We start from the raw sequence: 15,372 nt of genomic DNA, 5'->3' as shown, positions 1-15,372 counted from the left end.
TTTACGATAAAATTATTCCAATTATTAATAAGGTAGTATTTTGATGAACGAAAACAAAGGCATCTGTTACATCGTTATTATTCGTTTATTTTTTGCATATAGAAAAACAGACCAAATACTCAAATTTGGTCTGTCTGACGTGGCTATTCATTATTGCTTCGCATATCCGTTACCATGACCCGGACTATAACTCTGTGCTTCTGAATCTGTAATCAACGTGAAGTTCTCTGGAATCTTTACTTGTCCATAGGTCTTGCCACTTTCGACCTTCAAGAACTTATACCCTGCAGGTGCTTGGTACCATTCGCCAACCAATGAAGGAGATGGGGTGGCTTGGTTGGCATTCGCCTGATTTGCTTCCTCATTAGCTTTCGCTTGCTCTGCGGCTTCTGCTTGTTCTTTGGCCTGTTTCTCACGCTCAGCTTTTGCAGCCGCTTCGGCTTCTTTCTTCTTATCAGCGATCCGTTTGTCACTGCTTGTCTTTGCACTGTCATATTGACTATCCAATGCAGCAAAGTCATCTTTTAAGGTACCTGGTGAGTAATCTTTCAACGCCAATGAATCTTCCAGAGTTGTTTTCGCAGTTGTAAGCTCTTTTGTTTCATCCTTCGTAAGATCACCATCATCAAGCAATAATGTTGTTTCTTTAATCAGTGATTTGGCTTTAAATTCATAGTCTTTGAATTCTTTAGCAGTCGCTTCTTGCTTTTGCCTGATGTTTTCAATCAGCTTCGCCGAATCACTCTGTCGTTCTTCAACAGCTGTCTTTTCATCTGCATCTTCGAAAAATGTTTGGTTGACTGCTTTGTTTTGCGTTAAGTCTTTTTTATCGCGCTCTGACAAATAGTCTTTTTTCAGCAATGTATCTGTTGCTTTGTTATCTTCTTTGAGCTTATCAACTAGAGAAATCAGTTCTTTTTGATGCCTCTCGACTGCTTTAGCCAGTGTTGTTACTTCATTTGCTAAAGACCTGACAGGTGTAATTTCACTGGTTCCAAATACCGTTTGATACTTCTCTGTGATTTCATTGATTTGCGTTTGATCATCTTTGGTAATAAACGCTTCATCGCTTTTTTTAGCCAACGCATCTAGTTGTGTTTTGATTTGGCTAAGTTCTGTTTTAACGGCATTGGCTTCTGCAGATGACACATTCTTTTCAACTTTTGCGAGCGTTGCTTCACTTTGCGCAATCAAATCCAATAAACCTTGTCTATTTTCACGATCCTTCACTTGATCAAACGAGGTCAATTCATGTTCTAATGTGCTTTGTTCATCTTCTGAGATAAACACTGATTGAAGCAATTTATTGATTTTTTGTTCTTGTTTTTCTTGCTGATCATAGACATCTTGGTAGGCATTTGCATTCACAGAGGTTGCAATGATCCCTGTCATTGAAAAAGCCAAAACAATCCCTAATAACTCTTTTCTTAATTTCATTCTTTCTCTCCTATTAGACCAACTCTTTATATTTGTTTATTCCTAATGCCCGAAATGTATCCAAAGTGATTTCCCCATTCTCTTCATCATCGGTCATATCGTTGAGGAACAAATAATACGCACGCAATTCATCCACTTTTCCATGGAAATATGACCGTTCCTTCTTGTCTTGCCATTTTTTTTCTTCTGCTAACCAATCAAAAAGACCACTTGCTTCTTCTTGAGGAAGTTTATTGAGTTGTTGGTCAATAAAAAAGACAAGCGCTTCTTGTTGCAATAATTTTGGATTTGCTTTTCGCAAATATTTTTTTAATTGTGCATATGATTTACTTTCAACACGAGTTTTATTTGCATAAAAAAGAGCAGTGCTCATTCCCACCAAATAAACAAGCAAAGGATTGATTCTTACCACATCTAAAAAAACGATGAGGCTTGCTAGTAGGATCAATCCGATAGATACTACTATGACTTTTTTATAGTATTGCTTTTGTTTCTGATATTTACCCATAATATCTTGGTACTCTTTCATTTTTTTACCACCCTTATTTTATTTATTAACAAGATTATAATAGCCTTTACTTTCAGTCGTAGCAAGGTATATTTTGCGTTTCCACTGTCTTTTTCATAAAACACCTAATCCTTTTTGTCAGGTGATAAAAAATCCGAGATAAACCTTTACAATTTCGCCAATTTGCACATCCTTCGACTTATTCCATATTGACATAAGCTACCATAAACGATAGCATAAAAATGAAACCGTGTGCAAAATTAAATATAAGGTGTGTCCTCGTTGAATATGATCAAGTCTATCCTGCATCATAGCGGCAATTGGCTAAAGAATGTTTATTTCGGGCAAGATATTGCTTATCCGTTTATCCTCGCTCTTGTGTTACCCGTGATCCTCGATTAATTTTTTCATGTGAGTTTTAATTTTGTCAATACAGCGATGATCAGCTCCGCTGGTACAGAAACAGTTAGTGTGGTCAGTATGGTTGGCAGTTTGCATTTCTTCTTGGTCAATACGTTTACTGCTGTCGGATTGGGTGGAACAGTCTTGATGGCACAATATTTCGCCAAAAAAGAGCGCAAACAACATAGCAAAGTGTGCAGTGGCACAGTCTACGGTACCGTCTTTTTGGCCTGTTCAGTCAGTATTTTGATTGCTGTTTTTCAGAAAGGTATCTTGCAGTTGTTATTCGGACAAGCAGAGTCGCTGGTTTTGGACCATGCCAAGATTTATTTGTTGGGTCTATTGGCCTCATACCGATTGCAAGCAATATTAGAAGGAACCAATGGCAGTTTGAGATGGATTGGCCACACGAAGGCCTCATTTAAAATTATCTTTGCTAATGAACTTTGTCTACATTGTCTTCAATATTCTCTTTTTGCATGTATTAGGCATGGGGATGATTGGGTTGCTCTTTGCTGTCTACACATTGCGCATCAATCGCGGGCTCTTTATATTAAAGAAAGAAGACTTATGCATATTCGCATGAAAGTCATCAGCAAAGTGTTAAAGATCAGTATTCCCTTTGCTGCTGACTCTTTGTTTTTTTATGGCGGAAAAATCATTATCCAAACAATGATCGTCAGTTTTGGAACCAATGTGATTGCTACCAACGCGATTGCGTCTTCAGGGATTCAGATTTTAGAAATCATTCCTAGCGCCTTGGCCACATCACTTGTGCCAATCGTGGGCCAAAGTATTGGACGGGGCAATATCGCAGACGCCAAGAAGTTTACGAAGGCCTTTGTTTTGACTGGTATGGTGGCGTTTCTTGTGATTAACTTAAGTCTGCTGCCCTTCTTTTCATATGGGATGCGCCTGTTCAATCCGCCGGCAGTTATTGTTCCAGCGATTTATCGGCTTTATTTGATTGCCATCGTGATGCACTTTCTAACTTGGAGCATTGTCTTCATTTTGCCTGCTGCATAGCGCGTTGCTGGCGATACCAACTTCACGACCATCGCTTCGCTGCTTTCGATTTAAATTTTCCGGATTGGTATGGGGTACTTGGCTCGTATCGTTTTGTTTTATGGATTGACAGGGATTTATGTCGTGATGACCATCGAATGGGGCGTTCGGGGCCTGATTTTCTTGCTGCGATTTTGAGGGAAGAAATGGTATCAGCATACGTTGACGTAAGTGGTAATTGTTTTCACATGAAAAAAGGGCTCTATAATTTATGGGACTGATGAATCAGAATTGATTCTTCAGCCCCATTTTCATTTTAGATATTAAAAAACATATCGTTCTCTAGTATGATTAAATCACCACAAAATAAACAAACTGAGAGGACGATATGCTATATGAATGATTCTATCAAAAAATGCTGAGAATAATAGAGAAAGATTTGATGATTACAGAGGTCTCTTACGAGACCCTTCAGAAGAAAAAGACGTTGGTCGTCGATGCTGTTCTCTCGCCTACTCCTCGAGCTTGTAGAAGTTGTGGTTCTACTGTGGTAGATGGAAACGGGAAAGCAATTATAGTGAAAAATGGGAAGAAGGAAACGATTGTCCGTTTTGAACAATGCAATCATATGCCTTTGGTTATGCGCCTAAAAAAGCAGCGCTATACCTGTAAAAACTGCCGCACCCATTGGACTGCTCAAAGTTATTTCGTCCAACCCAGACATTCAATCGCAAATCATGTTAGATATAAAATTGCTTCTTTACTGACTGAAAAAGTATCTTTATCTTTTATTGCGAAAAGCTGTCAGGTATCTTTGACCACCGTTATTCGTACATTGAAAGAGTTTAAAAGCTATTTGCCAAAGCAATCTAAGAAGATTCTCCCCAGAGTATTGATGGTTGATGAATTTCGCTCGCATGCTTCCATAGAAGATAAAATGAGCTTTATTTGCGCAGATGGCGAAACAGGAAAATTATTAGATGTTTTGCCTATGCGTAAATTACCTCGATTAACAAGCTATTTCTTAGGTTGTACCAATCCAGAAGAAGTAGAATTCTTGGTGACAGACATGAACGCTGCCTACTTCCAGCTCACCAAACGTGTTCTGCCAAATGCGAAAGTAGTGATTGATCGTTTTCATATTGTCAAACACATGAATCAAGCGTTCAATGAGTTGCGTATCCGTGAAATGAATGAACTTCGTAAAGCAGGACAGAAAAACCAGGCAGAAAAACTGAAAAAGAACTGGCGCTTTTTGCTAAAAAATCGTGCAAACATCAACCATTATGAATACAAAACATGGAAAAGTTTCCGAGCACCAAAATACCCATTTCTTACTGAAGCAATGATGATTGATCGATTGCTTGAGTTTTCTACGCCCCTAAAGGAGGCGTATCCCATTTTTCATGAATTAGTTGAAGCCTTTCGAGACAAAGACCCTGACTTATTTTTCTCCTTATTGGCAGAACTTCCAGAAACGTTAGATGGTGGCTTTCGGGAGAAGCTTCAAAACCTTCTGACCTATGAAGAAGGCATTACCAACGCAATGATCTAACCTTATTCCAATGGAAAATAGAAGCGAAGAATACCCACATAAAGACAATGAAACGAGTATCCTACGGATTTAAATCATTCGAGAACATGAGAATTAGAATCTTTTTGATCAATCAAATAATCAATGTAAGATAACAAAAAATCTGAGCCAGAATGTGGTTCATTCTGACCCAGATTTGATTTTGCACAACTCATCAGTCCTTATTGACAAAGAGCAAAAAAAGCCAGAAACGCCTTCAAATAGGCATTTCTAGCTTATGCAATTCAATTACCCCACAGAACCTTCCATCTCATAACTAATCAACCGGTTCAATTCGACTGCGTATTCCATCGGTAATTCTTTGGTGAATGGTTCGACGAATCCCATGACGATCATTTCGGTTGCTTCGCTTTCGGAAAGACCGCGACTCATTAGGTAGTACAGTTGTTCTTCTGAGATTTTGGAGACTTTGGCTTCGTGTTCTAGGGACACTTGGCTGTTGTGGATCTCATTGAATGGGATGGTATCGGATTTCGATAGGTCATCCATGATGATGGTGTCACACTCGATATGGGAGATAGAGCCTGCGCTCTTCTTGCCGAAGGTGACTTGTCCACGGTAGTTTACTGCACCGCCGTCTTTAGAAATTGATTTTGAGACGATGGAGCTGGAGGTATTTGGTGCGTTATGGATCATTTTTGCACCAGTATCTTGGATTTGGTTGGCACCTGCAAAGGCAATGGAAAGCATCGTGCCCCGTGCGCCTTTGCCATCAAGATACACACTTGGGTATTTCATGGTTGTTTTGGCACCTAGGTTGCCATCGATCCATTCAACGGTAGCACCTTCTAAGGCTTTGGCCCGTTTGGTTACTAGGTTGTAGACGTTGTCTGACCAGTTTTGAATGGTGGTGTAGCGGCAGTAAGCGTCTTTTAGGGTAAAAATTTCAACGATGGCTGCGTGCAAACTATTGCTTGAATAGGTTGGGGCGGTACAGCCTTCGACGTAATGGACGCTGGCGCCTTCGTCAACGATGATCAATGTGCGTTCGAACTGACCGGTATTTTCGGCATTGATTCGGAAATAGGTTTGTAATGGCACATCGACACGAACGCCTTTTGGTACATAGATAAAGGTACCACCTGACCAAACGGCTGAGTTTAAAGCAGCAAGCTTGTTATCGGTTGGTGGGACTAATTTTGAGAAGTATTGTTTGAACAGCTCAGGGTATTCCTTCAAGGCTGAATCGGTATCGGTAAAAACGATGCCAAGTTTTTCAAACTCTTCTTTCATGTTGTGGTAAACGACTTCTGATTCGTATTGGGCAGAAGCGCCAGCCAGGTATGCCCGCTCGGCTTCTGGAATACCAATGCGCTCAAAGGTCTCTTTGATTTTTTCTGGTACGTCATCCCAATCACGGGCAGGACGATCACTTGGTTTTTGGTAATATTTGATGGCATCAAAATCGATGTCAGACAGGTCTGGGCCCCAGTTTTGCATGGGCATCTTGTTGAAGGCTTCAAGAGACTTCAAGCGGAACTCAAGCATCCATTCTGGCTCTTGCTTGACCCGTGAGATTTCACGGACGATGTCTTCGGTCAATCCTTCGCCGGTACTAAAAACAGGCTGCACGTCATCGTGGAAGCCAAATTTATATTCTTCTAATTCGGGTACACCCATGGTTCTCACTCCTTTTGTAGTGCGGTTGTCTATTCGCTGGTTTCTTCAGTGTCAGATTCATTGGCGTGGCTGTGACTGACAGATGCTTGTGTACTGTCGGCAGCAATAGCTTTTTCTAATGCTTTCCAAGCTAAGGTCGCACACTTGATGCGTGCAGGAAACTTCGCCACACCTCCAAGCATGGAAGCATCGCCTAAGCGATCGCTTTGGGGAATGTCGTTTCCTTGGACGAGTTCAGAAAACAAGCCTGATAGCTCACCAGCTTCTGCTAGTGTCTTACCGATAATCGCATCCCCCATCATGGATGCACTGGCGGTACTGATGGAACAGCCTTCGCCAGTAAACGCGATGTCTTTGATGGTGTCTCCTTCGACAGCGAGCTCCAAGTGGATCACGTCGCCACAGGTAGGGTTATTCAATTCGACTTTGTACGTTGAATCATCCAAGGTGCCCCGATGATGTGGGTGGCTGGAATGATCCAGAATGACTTGTCGATACAAATTATCTAATTTCGTTAGTGCCATGTTGGAAAAACTCCTTCGTCAGCTTGATGGCGTCAACCAGTCGATCGGCGTCCTCTCTTGTATTATACAGGTAAAAGCTGGCCCGTGCAGTCGCTGGGACTTGCAAATAGGTCAAGAGGGGTTGGGCACAATGATGACCTGCCCGTACGGCGATGCCTTCCATGTCTAAAGCGGTGGCAACATCATGAGGATGGATGCCTGCTAGATTAAAGGCGATCACTCCCGTGCGTTTTGCTGCTTCTTGGGGGCCATAGATGGTCAAGCCTTCAATGGCTTGCAGTTTTGGCAAAACGTAAGCAGCTAAGTCTGCTTCATGGGCGTGGATATTTTCTAAGCCGATTTCTGTTAAGTAATCCACCGATGCACCTAAACCGATCGCACCGGCAATATTTGGTGTACCAGCTTCAAATTTCCACGGCAGTTCTTTCCACGTGCTTTCTTGCAGATGGACAAAATCGATCATTTCCCCACCAAATTCGACGGGCTCCATCTGATCCAGCCATTGCCGCTTGCCGTACAAGACACCGATGCCAGTTGGTCCGCACATTTTATGGCCAGAAAAGGCATAGAAATCACAATCCAGTGCTTGGACATCAACTGTCATATGTGGAACAGCCTGAGCACCATCCACCACCATGACGGCTTGGTGCTGATGCGCCAATTTGGTTAGCTCCGCAATCGGATTGATCACGCCTAAAACATTGGAAACATGAGCGATCGAAACGATAGCGGTTTTTTCAGTGATCTGTTTCTTGGCATCTTCCATGTCCAAGGTGCCTTCTGGCGTCAGCTGGATATATTTCAAGGTAGCTTTTTTTCGGGCTGCTAATTGTTGCCAAGGGATGATATTGGAATGATGTTCCATATAGGAAATCACGATTTCATCGCCTTCATTGACAAAACGGTCGCCGTAGCTGCGGGAGACCCAATTTAAACCAGTGGTCGTCCCTCGAGTAAACAGCACTTCCGCCGTTTCATTCGCATGGATAAAGCTGCGCACTTTTTCCCGTGCGCCTTCATAGGAATGGGTCGCCCGTTCTGCGAGGGTATGGACCCCACGATGAACGTTGGCATTGTCTTGATGGTAATAATCGGTGATCGCCTGCAGCACCGCCTCTGGCTTTTGCGTAGTGGCAGCATTGTCGAGGTAGACCAATGGTTCGTCATTTACGAGCTGATCCAAGATGGGAAACGCTTGTTTCACTTTTTGGGCATCGATCATGCGAGTAACTTCCCTTCGATAACGGCAACCAATTCTTGTTGCACTTCTTTGACTGGGATCGCGGTCAAGACGGAGCCCAAGAAGCCACGAATCACCAAACGTTCCGCTTCTGCTTTGCGCAGCCCACGACTCATCAAGTAGTACATTTCTTCTGGATCGACCCGTCCCACACTGGCTGCGTGTCCGGCGGTTACTTCGTGCTCATCGATCAAAAGGATTGGGTTGGCATCGCCACGGGCTTGGTCAGAAAGCATCAAGACACGACTTTCTTGTTGCGCGTCCGCCCCTTTTGCTCCTTTTAAAATGTGTCCGATACCGTTAAAGGTTAAGACGCCGCGTTCTCTAATGACGCCGTGTTGCAGGATATGGCCAATGGAATGCGGTGCTTTGTTGGTGACGCGAGTGTCGATTCCTTGTGTTTGACGCCCAGCACTGATGGCGACCGCTTTGACTTCCGAATGCGCGCCTTCGCCTACAAGATCAGAATCAAAGTCCGCCACGACGTCGCCGTCATTCATGACTCCAATTGCCCAATCTACCATCGCATCTCGTAATACGTAGCCGCGACGATTCATGTACGTAGTGATGTTGACACCTAACTGATCAATCGCAGAGAATTTGACCTTCGCACCTGCTTTGGCGATCACTTCCACTACGATATTGCCAGACAGTTTTTTCGCTTGGTCGCCTTTGGTTTGGAAACGTTCCAAGTAGCTGAACTCACTGTGCTCATCAGCAACGATCAAAATGTGTTTGAAGAAATGCGCTTGACTATTGCCATTGTGATAGAAAATCGCTTCAAGGGGTTCTTCGATCACCACGTTTTTTGGTACATACAAGAACATGCCGCTATTCATAAACGCCGCATGTGCTGCGGTCATTTTGTCTTCATCCATTGGTACTGCTTTGGTCATGTAGTATTGATTGACCAACTCTGGTACTTCTTTCATTGCTGTAAACAAGTCGGTGAAGATCACGCCTTTGTCAATCAGCTCTTGCGGTAATTGCTCAAAGATGGTGGTGTCATCAAACTGAACGAGAGTCGGATGGTTATCCATCGCGTCAAAGGCGGGAACCAAGCCAGCACCTGTCTCCTTAGATTCACTTGCAGGTAAGGTTGGATCGATGAAGCCTGCAAATTCTTTTTCACCAGCAAGTGCTTGTTCGTCGATATTGAACAATGGCCAACGCTCGTAACGCACCCGCTCGATTTTTGGAAACGCAAGTTCATCCACTTTCGCAAGGGCTGCTTGGCGTAATTCCAACATCCATTCAGGCTCTTCTTTTAACGCTGAAAAAACGTTGACTTGTTCAAGATAATCCTGTAATTTTGCCATTTACCTTGCCTCCTTACGCTTCTTCTTCTTTGTAGTCGATCCCTAACTCTTTACTGATCCCAGCATAGCCTTCTGCTTCTAGGCGTTTGGCTAAATCTGCCGAACCGGTCATCACGACACGGCCTTCCATCATGATATGAACCACGTCTGGTGTGATGTAGTTTAACAGACGTTGGTAATGGGTGATGATCAAAGCGCCAAAGCCTTCGCCGCGCATTTCATTGACGCCTTTTGCTACGACTTTCAAGGCATCAATATCTAGACCAGAGTCGATCTCATCCAAAATCGCAAAGGTTGGATCTAGCATCAACAATTGTAAGATTTCATTTCGTTTCTTTTCTCCACCAGAGAAGCCTTCATTCAAATAGCGTTCCGCCATTTCTTCTGGCATATTCAATAAATCCATTTTTTCATCTAATTTTTTCAAGAAATCCATGACAGAGATTTTGTCGTCTTCGTCACGTTTGGCATTGATCGCTGCCCGCATGAATTCCGCATTGGTGATGCCTGGAATTTCACTTGGGTATTGCATCGCCAAGAACAGACCTAAACGAGCTCGCTCATCCACTTCCATTTCCAAGACGTTTTCGCCGTCGAACAAAATTTCCCCTTCTGTCACTTCATAATTCGGGTTACCCATGATGGCAGCGGACAAGGTTGATTTCCCTGTACCGTTTGGTCCCATGATGGCATGGATCTCTCCAGTTTTTAACACTAAGTCAACGCCTTTTAAGATCTTTTTATCTTCGATTTGGACGTGTAGATTTTTGATTTCTAAAACTGACATTTCTTTCCCTCCAGTATCTTTTCTTTCTCACTATTTTAGACTAATTGAGAATGAACTTCAAACGCTATTCCCGACTTTTTTAAAATATTTATAATCTGTACATTGGAATTATTATAAAGTATTACATAGAGATAGTACATGGTTATTGTTCAGAAAGTCGACTATTTTTGAAATTTTACTTTTATCTTTCCACTATCTTCTTTTCTCTATTGTTGAAACCTTGTATTCTTAGGAAAACAAAGTGAAGGACCCTCACTCGTTTTTTGTGAGGGTCCTTCACTTTTTCCATCCTGCTGTTTTTTTAACTATAATGGAAAATTAAAGTTCATCATAAAATGCTGTGCAACATTAATCAGTTCTTTTTTTGATAGTTTCCCTAATATTTCAATCTTTCTACCGTCACGCTCGGAATAATATAGCGTATAAACTTGCTTTGTATTTACTTTACTCCCAGGTTTCAATTTATCGTGTTGAATATCGACAAAGTAAGGACGCTTCCTATCTGTACTCGTTATTGGACAAACAATGATCAAATTTGAGGTGTAACTGTACTCATCCCTGCTGATGACTAAAGCAGGCCTGCGCTTTTTGATTTCACTCCTTTTCGAGGGATCAAAATCAATAAATACAAGAGTCCCTTGTTCGAGCCTATTCATCAAGCTGCCTGCCTTCAACAATAAAATCAGCAGCTAGCATATCTTCTTCATCAACAAATTCTTTCTCTTTCGCAGCTAAAAAATAATCATCGATCTTAGGAATCAAGGAAATCGTACCATCGTTTTCTTTGCTGATAAAGTAGGTCTTACCAGCAGGAATCTCAAACTTACTTGCTAGCGTGACCATTACCGCATTTCCTTGCTTTCTTGTTTTCACTGTATCCAAAACAATCACCTTTCCTTCATAACATATATAGTCTATTTCACCACGTAGTTACTGTAATTACAAAATACAGCTAGGAGATCAGCCCCCTTTTTTACTAGGTACTTTACTATACGCAAAATGCATCTGATAAATCATCAACAACAAAAGAGGACACGAAAAAATCTCGCATCCCCTACCTTCACTTCTGCTGTGCCCATTCTTCTCGCAAGATGCCATACTTGATGGAATCATAATAGGTGCCTTCCCAGAAACGGACTTTGCGGATCTGGGCTTCTTTGGTCATCCCTAGCTTTTCTCCTAGTTTCATCATGCGGTGATTGCCCGACCACGTGGTATAACCGACACGCTGGATATGAGGCTGTGATTCAAACAACTCATTGATCCACTGACGAATTGCTTGGCTGCCAATGCCTTGATTCCAAAGGGAAGCATCATAGATGGCTATCCCGAATTCCAACCACTGCTGCAAGGTATTGTCTTCCCAATAAGCGGTCGCGATCCCTACGATTCTTCCTTGATAGCTGATCGCTTTACGTAACGGGTTGTCGATACAGCTAGCGCCAAACCCCGTTCGAAATTCTTCCCACGTCAACACGGGGTCTTGGAAATACGGTCCGTCCCATTTTTTCCATTCTAAATCTGCCTTAGGCCCATAGCTGATCGACCAAAGTTCAGCAATCATTTCTTCCGTAATCGATTGAAGTGTGACTGTTTCTGCCATCTTCAAGCCCCCCTTTCTCCTAAAAAAAGTCGTCTCCTTAAAGGGTTCTTCACGCATTATGGAGAACCGTTTGAGATACAAGTACACGTATTGCGATCGACGATCAGTGCTTATTTCCCAAAAAGCTTTTGGAGAAACCCTTTTTTCTCAGGGACTTCCTTTGTTTCAGTCACCTGAAGCGGTCCAGTTTCCTTCACGACTTGCTGAAAGCCCCGATTGTCTTGCAGCAACAGACCGTTTAGTTCCAGGATCCCAGACAGACTGCCAATCATCCGCCGCACTTCTCCCGCACTTTTGCCGAAAAAGCGCTGGTCGTCATTTGCTTCGGCTTCTTCCAAAATAACCAGCAGCTGCTGGATGCTTTGATTTTGTTCACCTAAGACGAACGACAACTGGTCAACTTCCACTGTTGTAGTGGCCGCTGACGGTACTAAATCCGTTACGAGCTTTAAGCTATCTAAATAATCCTTTAAGTCAAAAATGAACGTTTGTGCCGCTTCATTGTTCATTAATTGGCTTTGACTCAACTTGCTTTGTAGCGCTTCCAATTCGTTTGAACGTTTAGAAAGTTCGCTTACGATCGTTTCTGTATCCATACGCCACCTCCTAATGACATTGTCCCGTTTTCTCTTTCATCCGTCAAGAATTCGTCGGACTTTTTTCTGCGTTTTTACCGATCAGACCTGCCTATTGCTCCTGTTGGTACTTTGTCGGTGCACAGCCATAGCGCTTCGCAAAGAGCCGATTAAAATGGTTGATGTTTTGGAACCCAGATTGAAACGCCGCCTCTCGAATCGTCAGTGTTTCGTTGCTGCGTAAATAAAAAAACTTTTGAAACCGAGCTTGCAATAAATCTTCTTTGGGCGTGGTATGAAAAAATTGTTGATAGAGCTTATAGAATTGGCTTTTACCGATGGAAAGCTCTCGGCTAAACTGGTAAAAATCCCATTGCTGTTCACAATTGACTAACATTTTCAACCGCATCGCTTGAAACAGTTGATAGTGTTCGTTTTGTGGTTGCGGGATGCTTTCTTCAAAATTGCGTTCAAGTAAGACCAATAGATTTGTCATATACGCCGCGATCAATTCTTCCGTGTGCCGTTGTGGCAACAAGGATTCATGATTGATCTTTTGGATCAATTTGTTGATTTGTTGAATATTTTTCGGCTGGAACAGTTGGTTACAAGGGATCGCATAGGTTTCTTCGATCACCTGATCCGTTTGAAACTCAACAAAGCTATTAAAAAAATCTTCTTTGCCACGATAATCTTGATAGACGGTTGGAGGAAAAAGAATGCAGCTACCTTTTTCACTAGTTTCTTGATGACCATCTTCAAAAGTGAAAACCATTGGAGACAACGTCAACACGAAAAGATAATGCTTTAAGCCAGAGGGGCGATAAATATGATCGGAAACAGCATTGTGCATTTGAAATCCTGAATAGGTTACGTTCAACTTCTCACTCCTTCCTACTTGCCTTTAGTATAAAGAAAACGGACAAAACGTCAATAGAATAAGACAGAATGTAGTGTTTATTTTCATGGACTATCGCTACAATGAAAGAAAAGAAAGGGGTTGCAAAATTGAAGAAAACTACGATGTATTTAGACAAACACTTTATTTTGGCACCAGTCGACGAACGGATCTACGGCTCTTTTGTGGAGCACTTAGGGCGCTGTGTGTACGAAGGGATTTATCAACCAGAAAGTCCTTTTGCCGATGAGCAAGGCTTTCGTCAAGATGTCGCTGCCTTGATCAAGCAGTTGAATGTGCCGATCGTCCGTTACCCAGGAGGCAATTTCGTCTCTGGGTATAAATGGGAAGATAGCGTCGGCCCTAAAGAGCAACGGCCAGCAAAAATCGATTTGGCCTGGCGGGTAATCGAAAGCAATCAGTTCGGCTTAAACGAATTTATGGATTGGACCAAGCAAGTCAATACGGCACCGATGATGGCGATCAATCTTGGGACACGAGGAATCGAAGCAGCAAAAAACTTGATCGAATACACCAATTTAAAAGGCGGCAGCTATTATAGTGACCTCCGTCGTGCCCATGGGGTGGCCGATCCTCATGACATCAAACTTTGGTGTCTAGGCAATGAAATGGACGGTCCTTGGCAAGAAGGACATAAGACAGCCGATGAATATGGCCGTCTCGCAGAAGAAGCTGGCAAAGCGATGCGTCTGGTGGACCCAACGATCGAAATCGTCGCTTGTGGTAGTTCTTCTCTCACGATGCCGACCTTTGGCATGTGGGAAGATACAGTATTAAGTCATTGTTACGATCAAGTCGACTACATTTCCATGCATCAATATTATGGCAACCGTAATGGCGATAGCCAAGATTATCTAGCAAGCAATGTCGCAATGGATCAGTTCATCAGTCAAGTCGCAGCAATCTGTGATGCAGTGAAAGCCAAACGCCGAAGCAAGAAGACGATCAATATTTCCTTCGACGAATGGAACGTCTGGTATCACTCAAATGAACAGGATCAAAAAATTGAACCTTGGAGTCAACACCCACCACAATTAGAAGACGTCTATCACTTTGAAGATGCGTTACTCGTCGCAAGCATGATGATCACGATGCTTCATCACGCAGATCGCGTCAAAATCGCCTGCATGGCACAGCTGGTCAACGTGATCGCACCGATCATGACTTCCGATACTGCCGCTTGGAAACAAACGATTTTTTATCCCTATGAAATGATCAGCAACTATGGTCGCGGTCACGTGTTGCATAGCATCCTTCGAGGAGCTGATTTCGATAGCAGCCACGGAAAAGCTTCTTATGTGGATGCCATTGCGATCGAAAACGAAGATGACTATTTGACCTTTTTCTTAGTAAATAAGGATTTGCAGGATGCCAATGAATTCACTTGCGACTTGCGTCAATATGATTCATTGCAAATCGCTACCCATCAAGTCTTACACCACCCAGACTTGCATGCCGTCAATACCGAAGCAACCCCGAACAACGTTGTGCCCGTCAATGGAAAAACAGCGGAATTGAATGACGGCATTTTGCGTGTCGTCTTGGAAAAACAAAGCTTCCAGATGCTACGCTTGAAGAAAAACGTCAGCAAGTAACGAGCGTATCTGTTTTAGCCAAAAAAAGCAGCAGCCTTGGTGACATCCTGAAAAAACGAGACTTTTACGGAGTGGAGAAATCCACTCCTTTTTTATGGTCCCCCCTGTTCACTTGCTATTTTTCGCATTCTTAACTGATCTGGGCAAAAAGGCGGCAACTGCCGGCTTACTTTTCCAAAAAAAGAGACGACAAAAGAACACCCTGCGGCAGCTAAGATACCGCAGGGTGTTCTTGATTCATTGT

Annotated in this window: 14 protein-coding genes and 1 pseudogene; 3 read left to right on the top strand and 12 right to left on the bottom strand. The window is 42.8% G+C overall.

The annotated features are described in order from the left end of the window. Positions 1 to 150: 150 nt before the first annotated feature. Both IGI96_RS10125 and IGI96_RS10120 read right to left on the bottom strand, forming a co-directional pair. The gene (locus IGI96_RS10125; protein WP_074934370.1) at positions 151 to 1,437 is read right to left on the bottom strand and encodes a hypothetical protein; all 1,287 of its coding nucleotides are present in this window, start codon (positions 1,435 to 1,437) and stop codon (positions 151 to 153) included. Positions 1,438 to 1,450: 13 nt separating this feature from the next. Next, positions 1,451 to 1,966 carry a hypothetical protein gene (locus IGI96_RS10120; RefSeq protein WP_008377855.1) on the bottom strand — a complete coding sequence of 172 codons (516 nt, stop codon included), beginning with the start codon at positions 1,964 to 1,966 and terminating at the stop codon, positions 1,451 to 1,453. Positions 1,967 to 2,356: 390 nt separating this feature from the next. Here IGI96_RS10120 and IGI96_RS10115 point away from each other — a divergent pair, with 390 nt between their 5' ends. Together IGI96_RS10115 and IGI96_RS10110 are read left to right on the top strand one after the other, a co-directional pair. After that, complete coding sequence (locus IGI96_RS10115; RefSeq protein ID WP_438785088.1) at positions 2,357 to 3,373, top strand: MATE family efflux transporter; 1,017 nt, start codon at positions 2,357 to 2,359, stop codon at positions 3,371 to 3,373. Between the two features lie 374 nt (positions 3,374 to 3,747). Beyond that, positions 3,748 to 5,041: pseudogene (locus tag IGI96_RS10110) on the top strand (ISL3 family transposase). Positions 5,042 to 5,174: 133 nt separating this feature from the next. Here the strand turns inward: IGI96_RS10110 and sufB are convergent. From sufB to IGI96_RS10060, 10 genes are all read right to left on the bottom strand, one after another. After that, positions 5,175 to 6,566, bottom strand: a complete 1,392-nt coding sequence (sufB, locus tag IGI96_RS10105) for a Fe-S cluster assembly protein SufB (protein WP_005232103.1) — start codon at positions 6,564 to 6,566, stop codon at positions 5,175 to 5,177. 29 nt (positions 6,567 to 6,595) lie between these two features. Continuing rightward, the gene (gene sufU, locus IGI96_RS10100; protein WP_005232105.1) at positions 6,596 to 7,090 is read right to left on the bottom strand and encodes a Fe-S cluster assembly sulfur transfer protein SufU; all 495 of its coding nucleotides are present in this window, start codon (positions 7,088 to 7,090) and stop codon (positions 6,596 to 6,598) included. After that, complete coding sequence (locus tag IGI96_RS10095; RefSeq protein WP_074934372.1) at positions 7,068 to 8,312, bottom strand: cysteine desulfurase; 1,245 nt, start codon at positions 8,310 to 8,312, stop codon at positions 7,068 to 7,070. The genes sufU and IGI96_RS10095 overlap by 23 nt, the downstream gene beginning before the upstream one ends. Beyond that, a complete protein-coding gene (gene sufD / locus IGI96_RS10090) occupies positions 8,309 to 9,649 on the bottom strand; it encodes a Fe-S cluster assembly protein SufD (RefSeq protein ID WP_015508910.1) in 1,341 nt (446 codons plus the stop codon). Before sufD ends, IGI96_RS10095 begins: the two co-directional genes overlap by 4 nt. 13 nt (positions 9,650 to 9,662) lie before the next feature. After that, positions 9,663 to 10,436, bottom strand: a complete 774-nt coding sequence (gene sufC, locus IGI96_RS10085; RefSeq protein WP_005232112.1) for a Fe-S cluster assembly ATPase SufC — start codon at positions 10,434 to 10,436, stop codon at positions 9,663 to 9,665. Between the two features lie 305 nt (positions 10,437 to 10,741). After that, positions 10,742 to 11,092 carry a type II toxin-antitoxin system PemK/MazF family toxin gene (locus tag IGI96_RS10080; protein WP_086339086.1) on the bottom strand — a complete coding sequence of 117 codons (351 nt, stop codon included), beginning with the start codon at positions 11,090 to 11,092 and terminating at the stop codon, positions 10,742 to 10,744. Next, on the bottom strand, positions 11,085 to 11,327 hold the full coding sequence (mazE, locus tag IGI96_RS10075; protein ID WP_016611354.1) for a type II toxin-antitoxin system PemI/MazE family antitoxin: 243 nt from the start codon (positions 11,325 to 11,327) through the stop codon (positions 11,085 to 11,087). Before mazE ends, IGI96_RS10080 begins: the two co-directional genes overlap by 8 nt. Positions 11,328 to 11,496: 169 nt before the next feature. Further along, positions 11,497 to 12,039, bottom strand: a complete 543-nt coding sequence (locus tag IGI96_RS10070) for a GNAT family N-acetyltransferase (RefSeq protein WP_086339085.1) — start codon at positions 12,037 to 12,039, stop codon at positions 11,497 to 11,499. 110 nt (positions 12,040 to 12,149) lie between these two features. After that, complete coding sequence (locus IGI96_RS10065) at positions 12,150 to 12,635, bottom strand: hypothetical protein (protein ID WP_086339084.1); 486 nt, start codon at positions 12,633 to 12,635, stop codon at positions 12,150 to 12,152. Between the two features lie 91 nt (positions 12,636 to 12,726). After that, positions 12,727 to 13,494 (bottom strand): AraC family transcriptional regulator, encoded by a 768-nt coding sequence (locus IGI96_RS10060; RefSeq protein WP_015508907.1) that lies wholly within the window; start codon positions 13,492 to 13,494, stop codon positions 12,727 to 12,729. 101 nt (positions 13,495 to 13,595) lie between these two features. Here IGI96_RS10060 and arfA point away from each other — a divergent pair, with 101 nt between their 5' ends. Continuing rightward, on the top strand, positions 13,596 to 15,128 hold the full coding sequence (gene arfA / locus IGI96_RS10055) for an arabinosylfuranosidase ArfA (protein ID WP_438785085.1): 1,533 nt from the start codon (positions 13,596 to 13,598) through the stop codon (positions 15,126 to 15,128). The last annotated feature ends 244 nt before the right edge of the window (positions 15,129 to 15,372 follow it).

The organism is Enterococcus sp. DIV0421, from assembly GCF_051713745.1.
In the GTDB taxonomy this organism is placed as follows: domain Bacteria; phylum Bacillota; class Bacilli; order Lactobacillales; family Enterococcaceae; genus Enterococcus_D; species Enterococcus_D casseliflavus.
The sequence above is the reverse complement of the archived record's forward strand: the minus strand, read 5'-3'. Positions and strand labels throughout refer to the sequence as shown.

Bases quoted from the DNA above. Each gene is read 5' to 3' on its own strand.
- IGI96_RS10095 (WP_074934372.1), bottom strand. From the start codon at position 8,312: ATGATCGATGCCCAAAAAGTGAAACAAGCGTTTCCCATCTTGGATCAG.
- IGI96_RS10070 (WP_086339085.1), bottom strand. From the start codon at position 12,039: ATGGCAGAAACAGTCACACTTCAATCGATTACGGAAGAAATGATTGCT.
- IGI96_RS10065 (WP_086339084.1), bottom strand. From the start codon at position 12,635: ATGGATACAGAAACGATCGTAAGCGAACTTTCTAAACGTTCAAACGAA.
- sufB (WP_005232103.1), bottom strand. From the start codon at position 6,566: ATGGGTGTACCCGAATTAGAAGAATATAAATTTGGCTTCCACGATGAC.
- IGI96_RS10080 (WP_086339086.1), bottom strand. From the start codon at position 11,092: ATGAATAGGCTCGAACAAGGGACTCTTGTATTTATTGATTTTGATCCC.
- IGI96_RS10120 (WP_008377855.1), bottom strand. From the start codon at position 1,966: ATGAAAGAGTACCAAGATATTATGGGTAAATATCAGAAACAAAAGCAA.
- arfA (WP_438785085.1), top strand. From the start codon at position 13,596: ATGAAAGAAAAGAAAGGGGTTGCAAAATTGAAGAAAACTACGATGTAT.
- sufU (WP_005232105.1), bottom strand. From the start codon at position 7,090: ATGGCACTAACGAAATTAGATAATTTGTATCGACAAGTCATTCTGGAT.
- IGI96_RS10125 (WP_074934370.1), bottom strand. From the start codon at position 1,437: ATGAAATTAAGAAAAGAGTTATTAGGGATTGTTTTGGCTTTTTCAATG.
- sufC (WP_005232112.1), bottom strand. From the start codon at position 10,436: ATGTCAGTTTTAGAAATCAAAAATCTACACGTCCAAATCGAAGATAAA.
- sufD (WP_015508910.1), bottom strand. From the start codon at position 9,649: ATGGCAAAATTACAGGATTATCTTGAACAAGTCAACGTTTTTTCAGCG.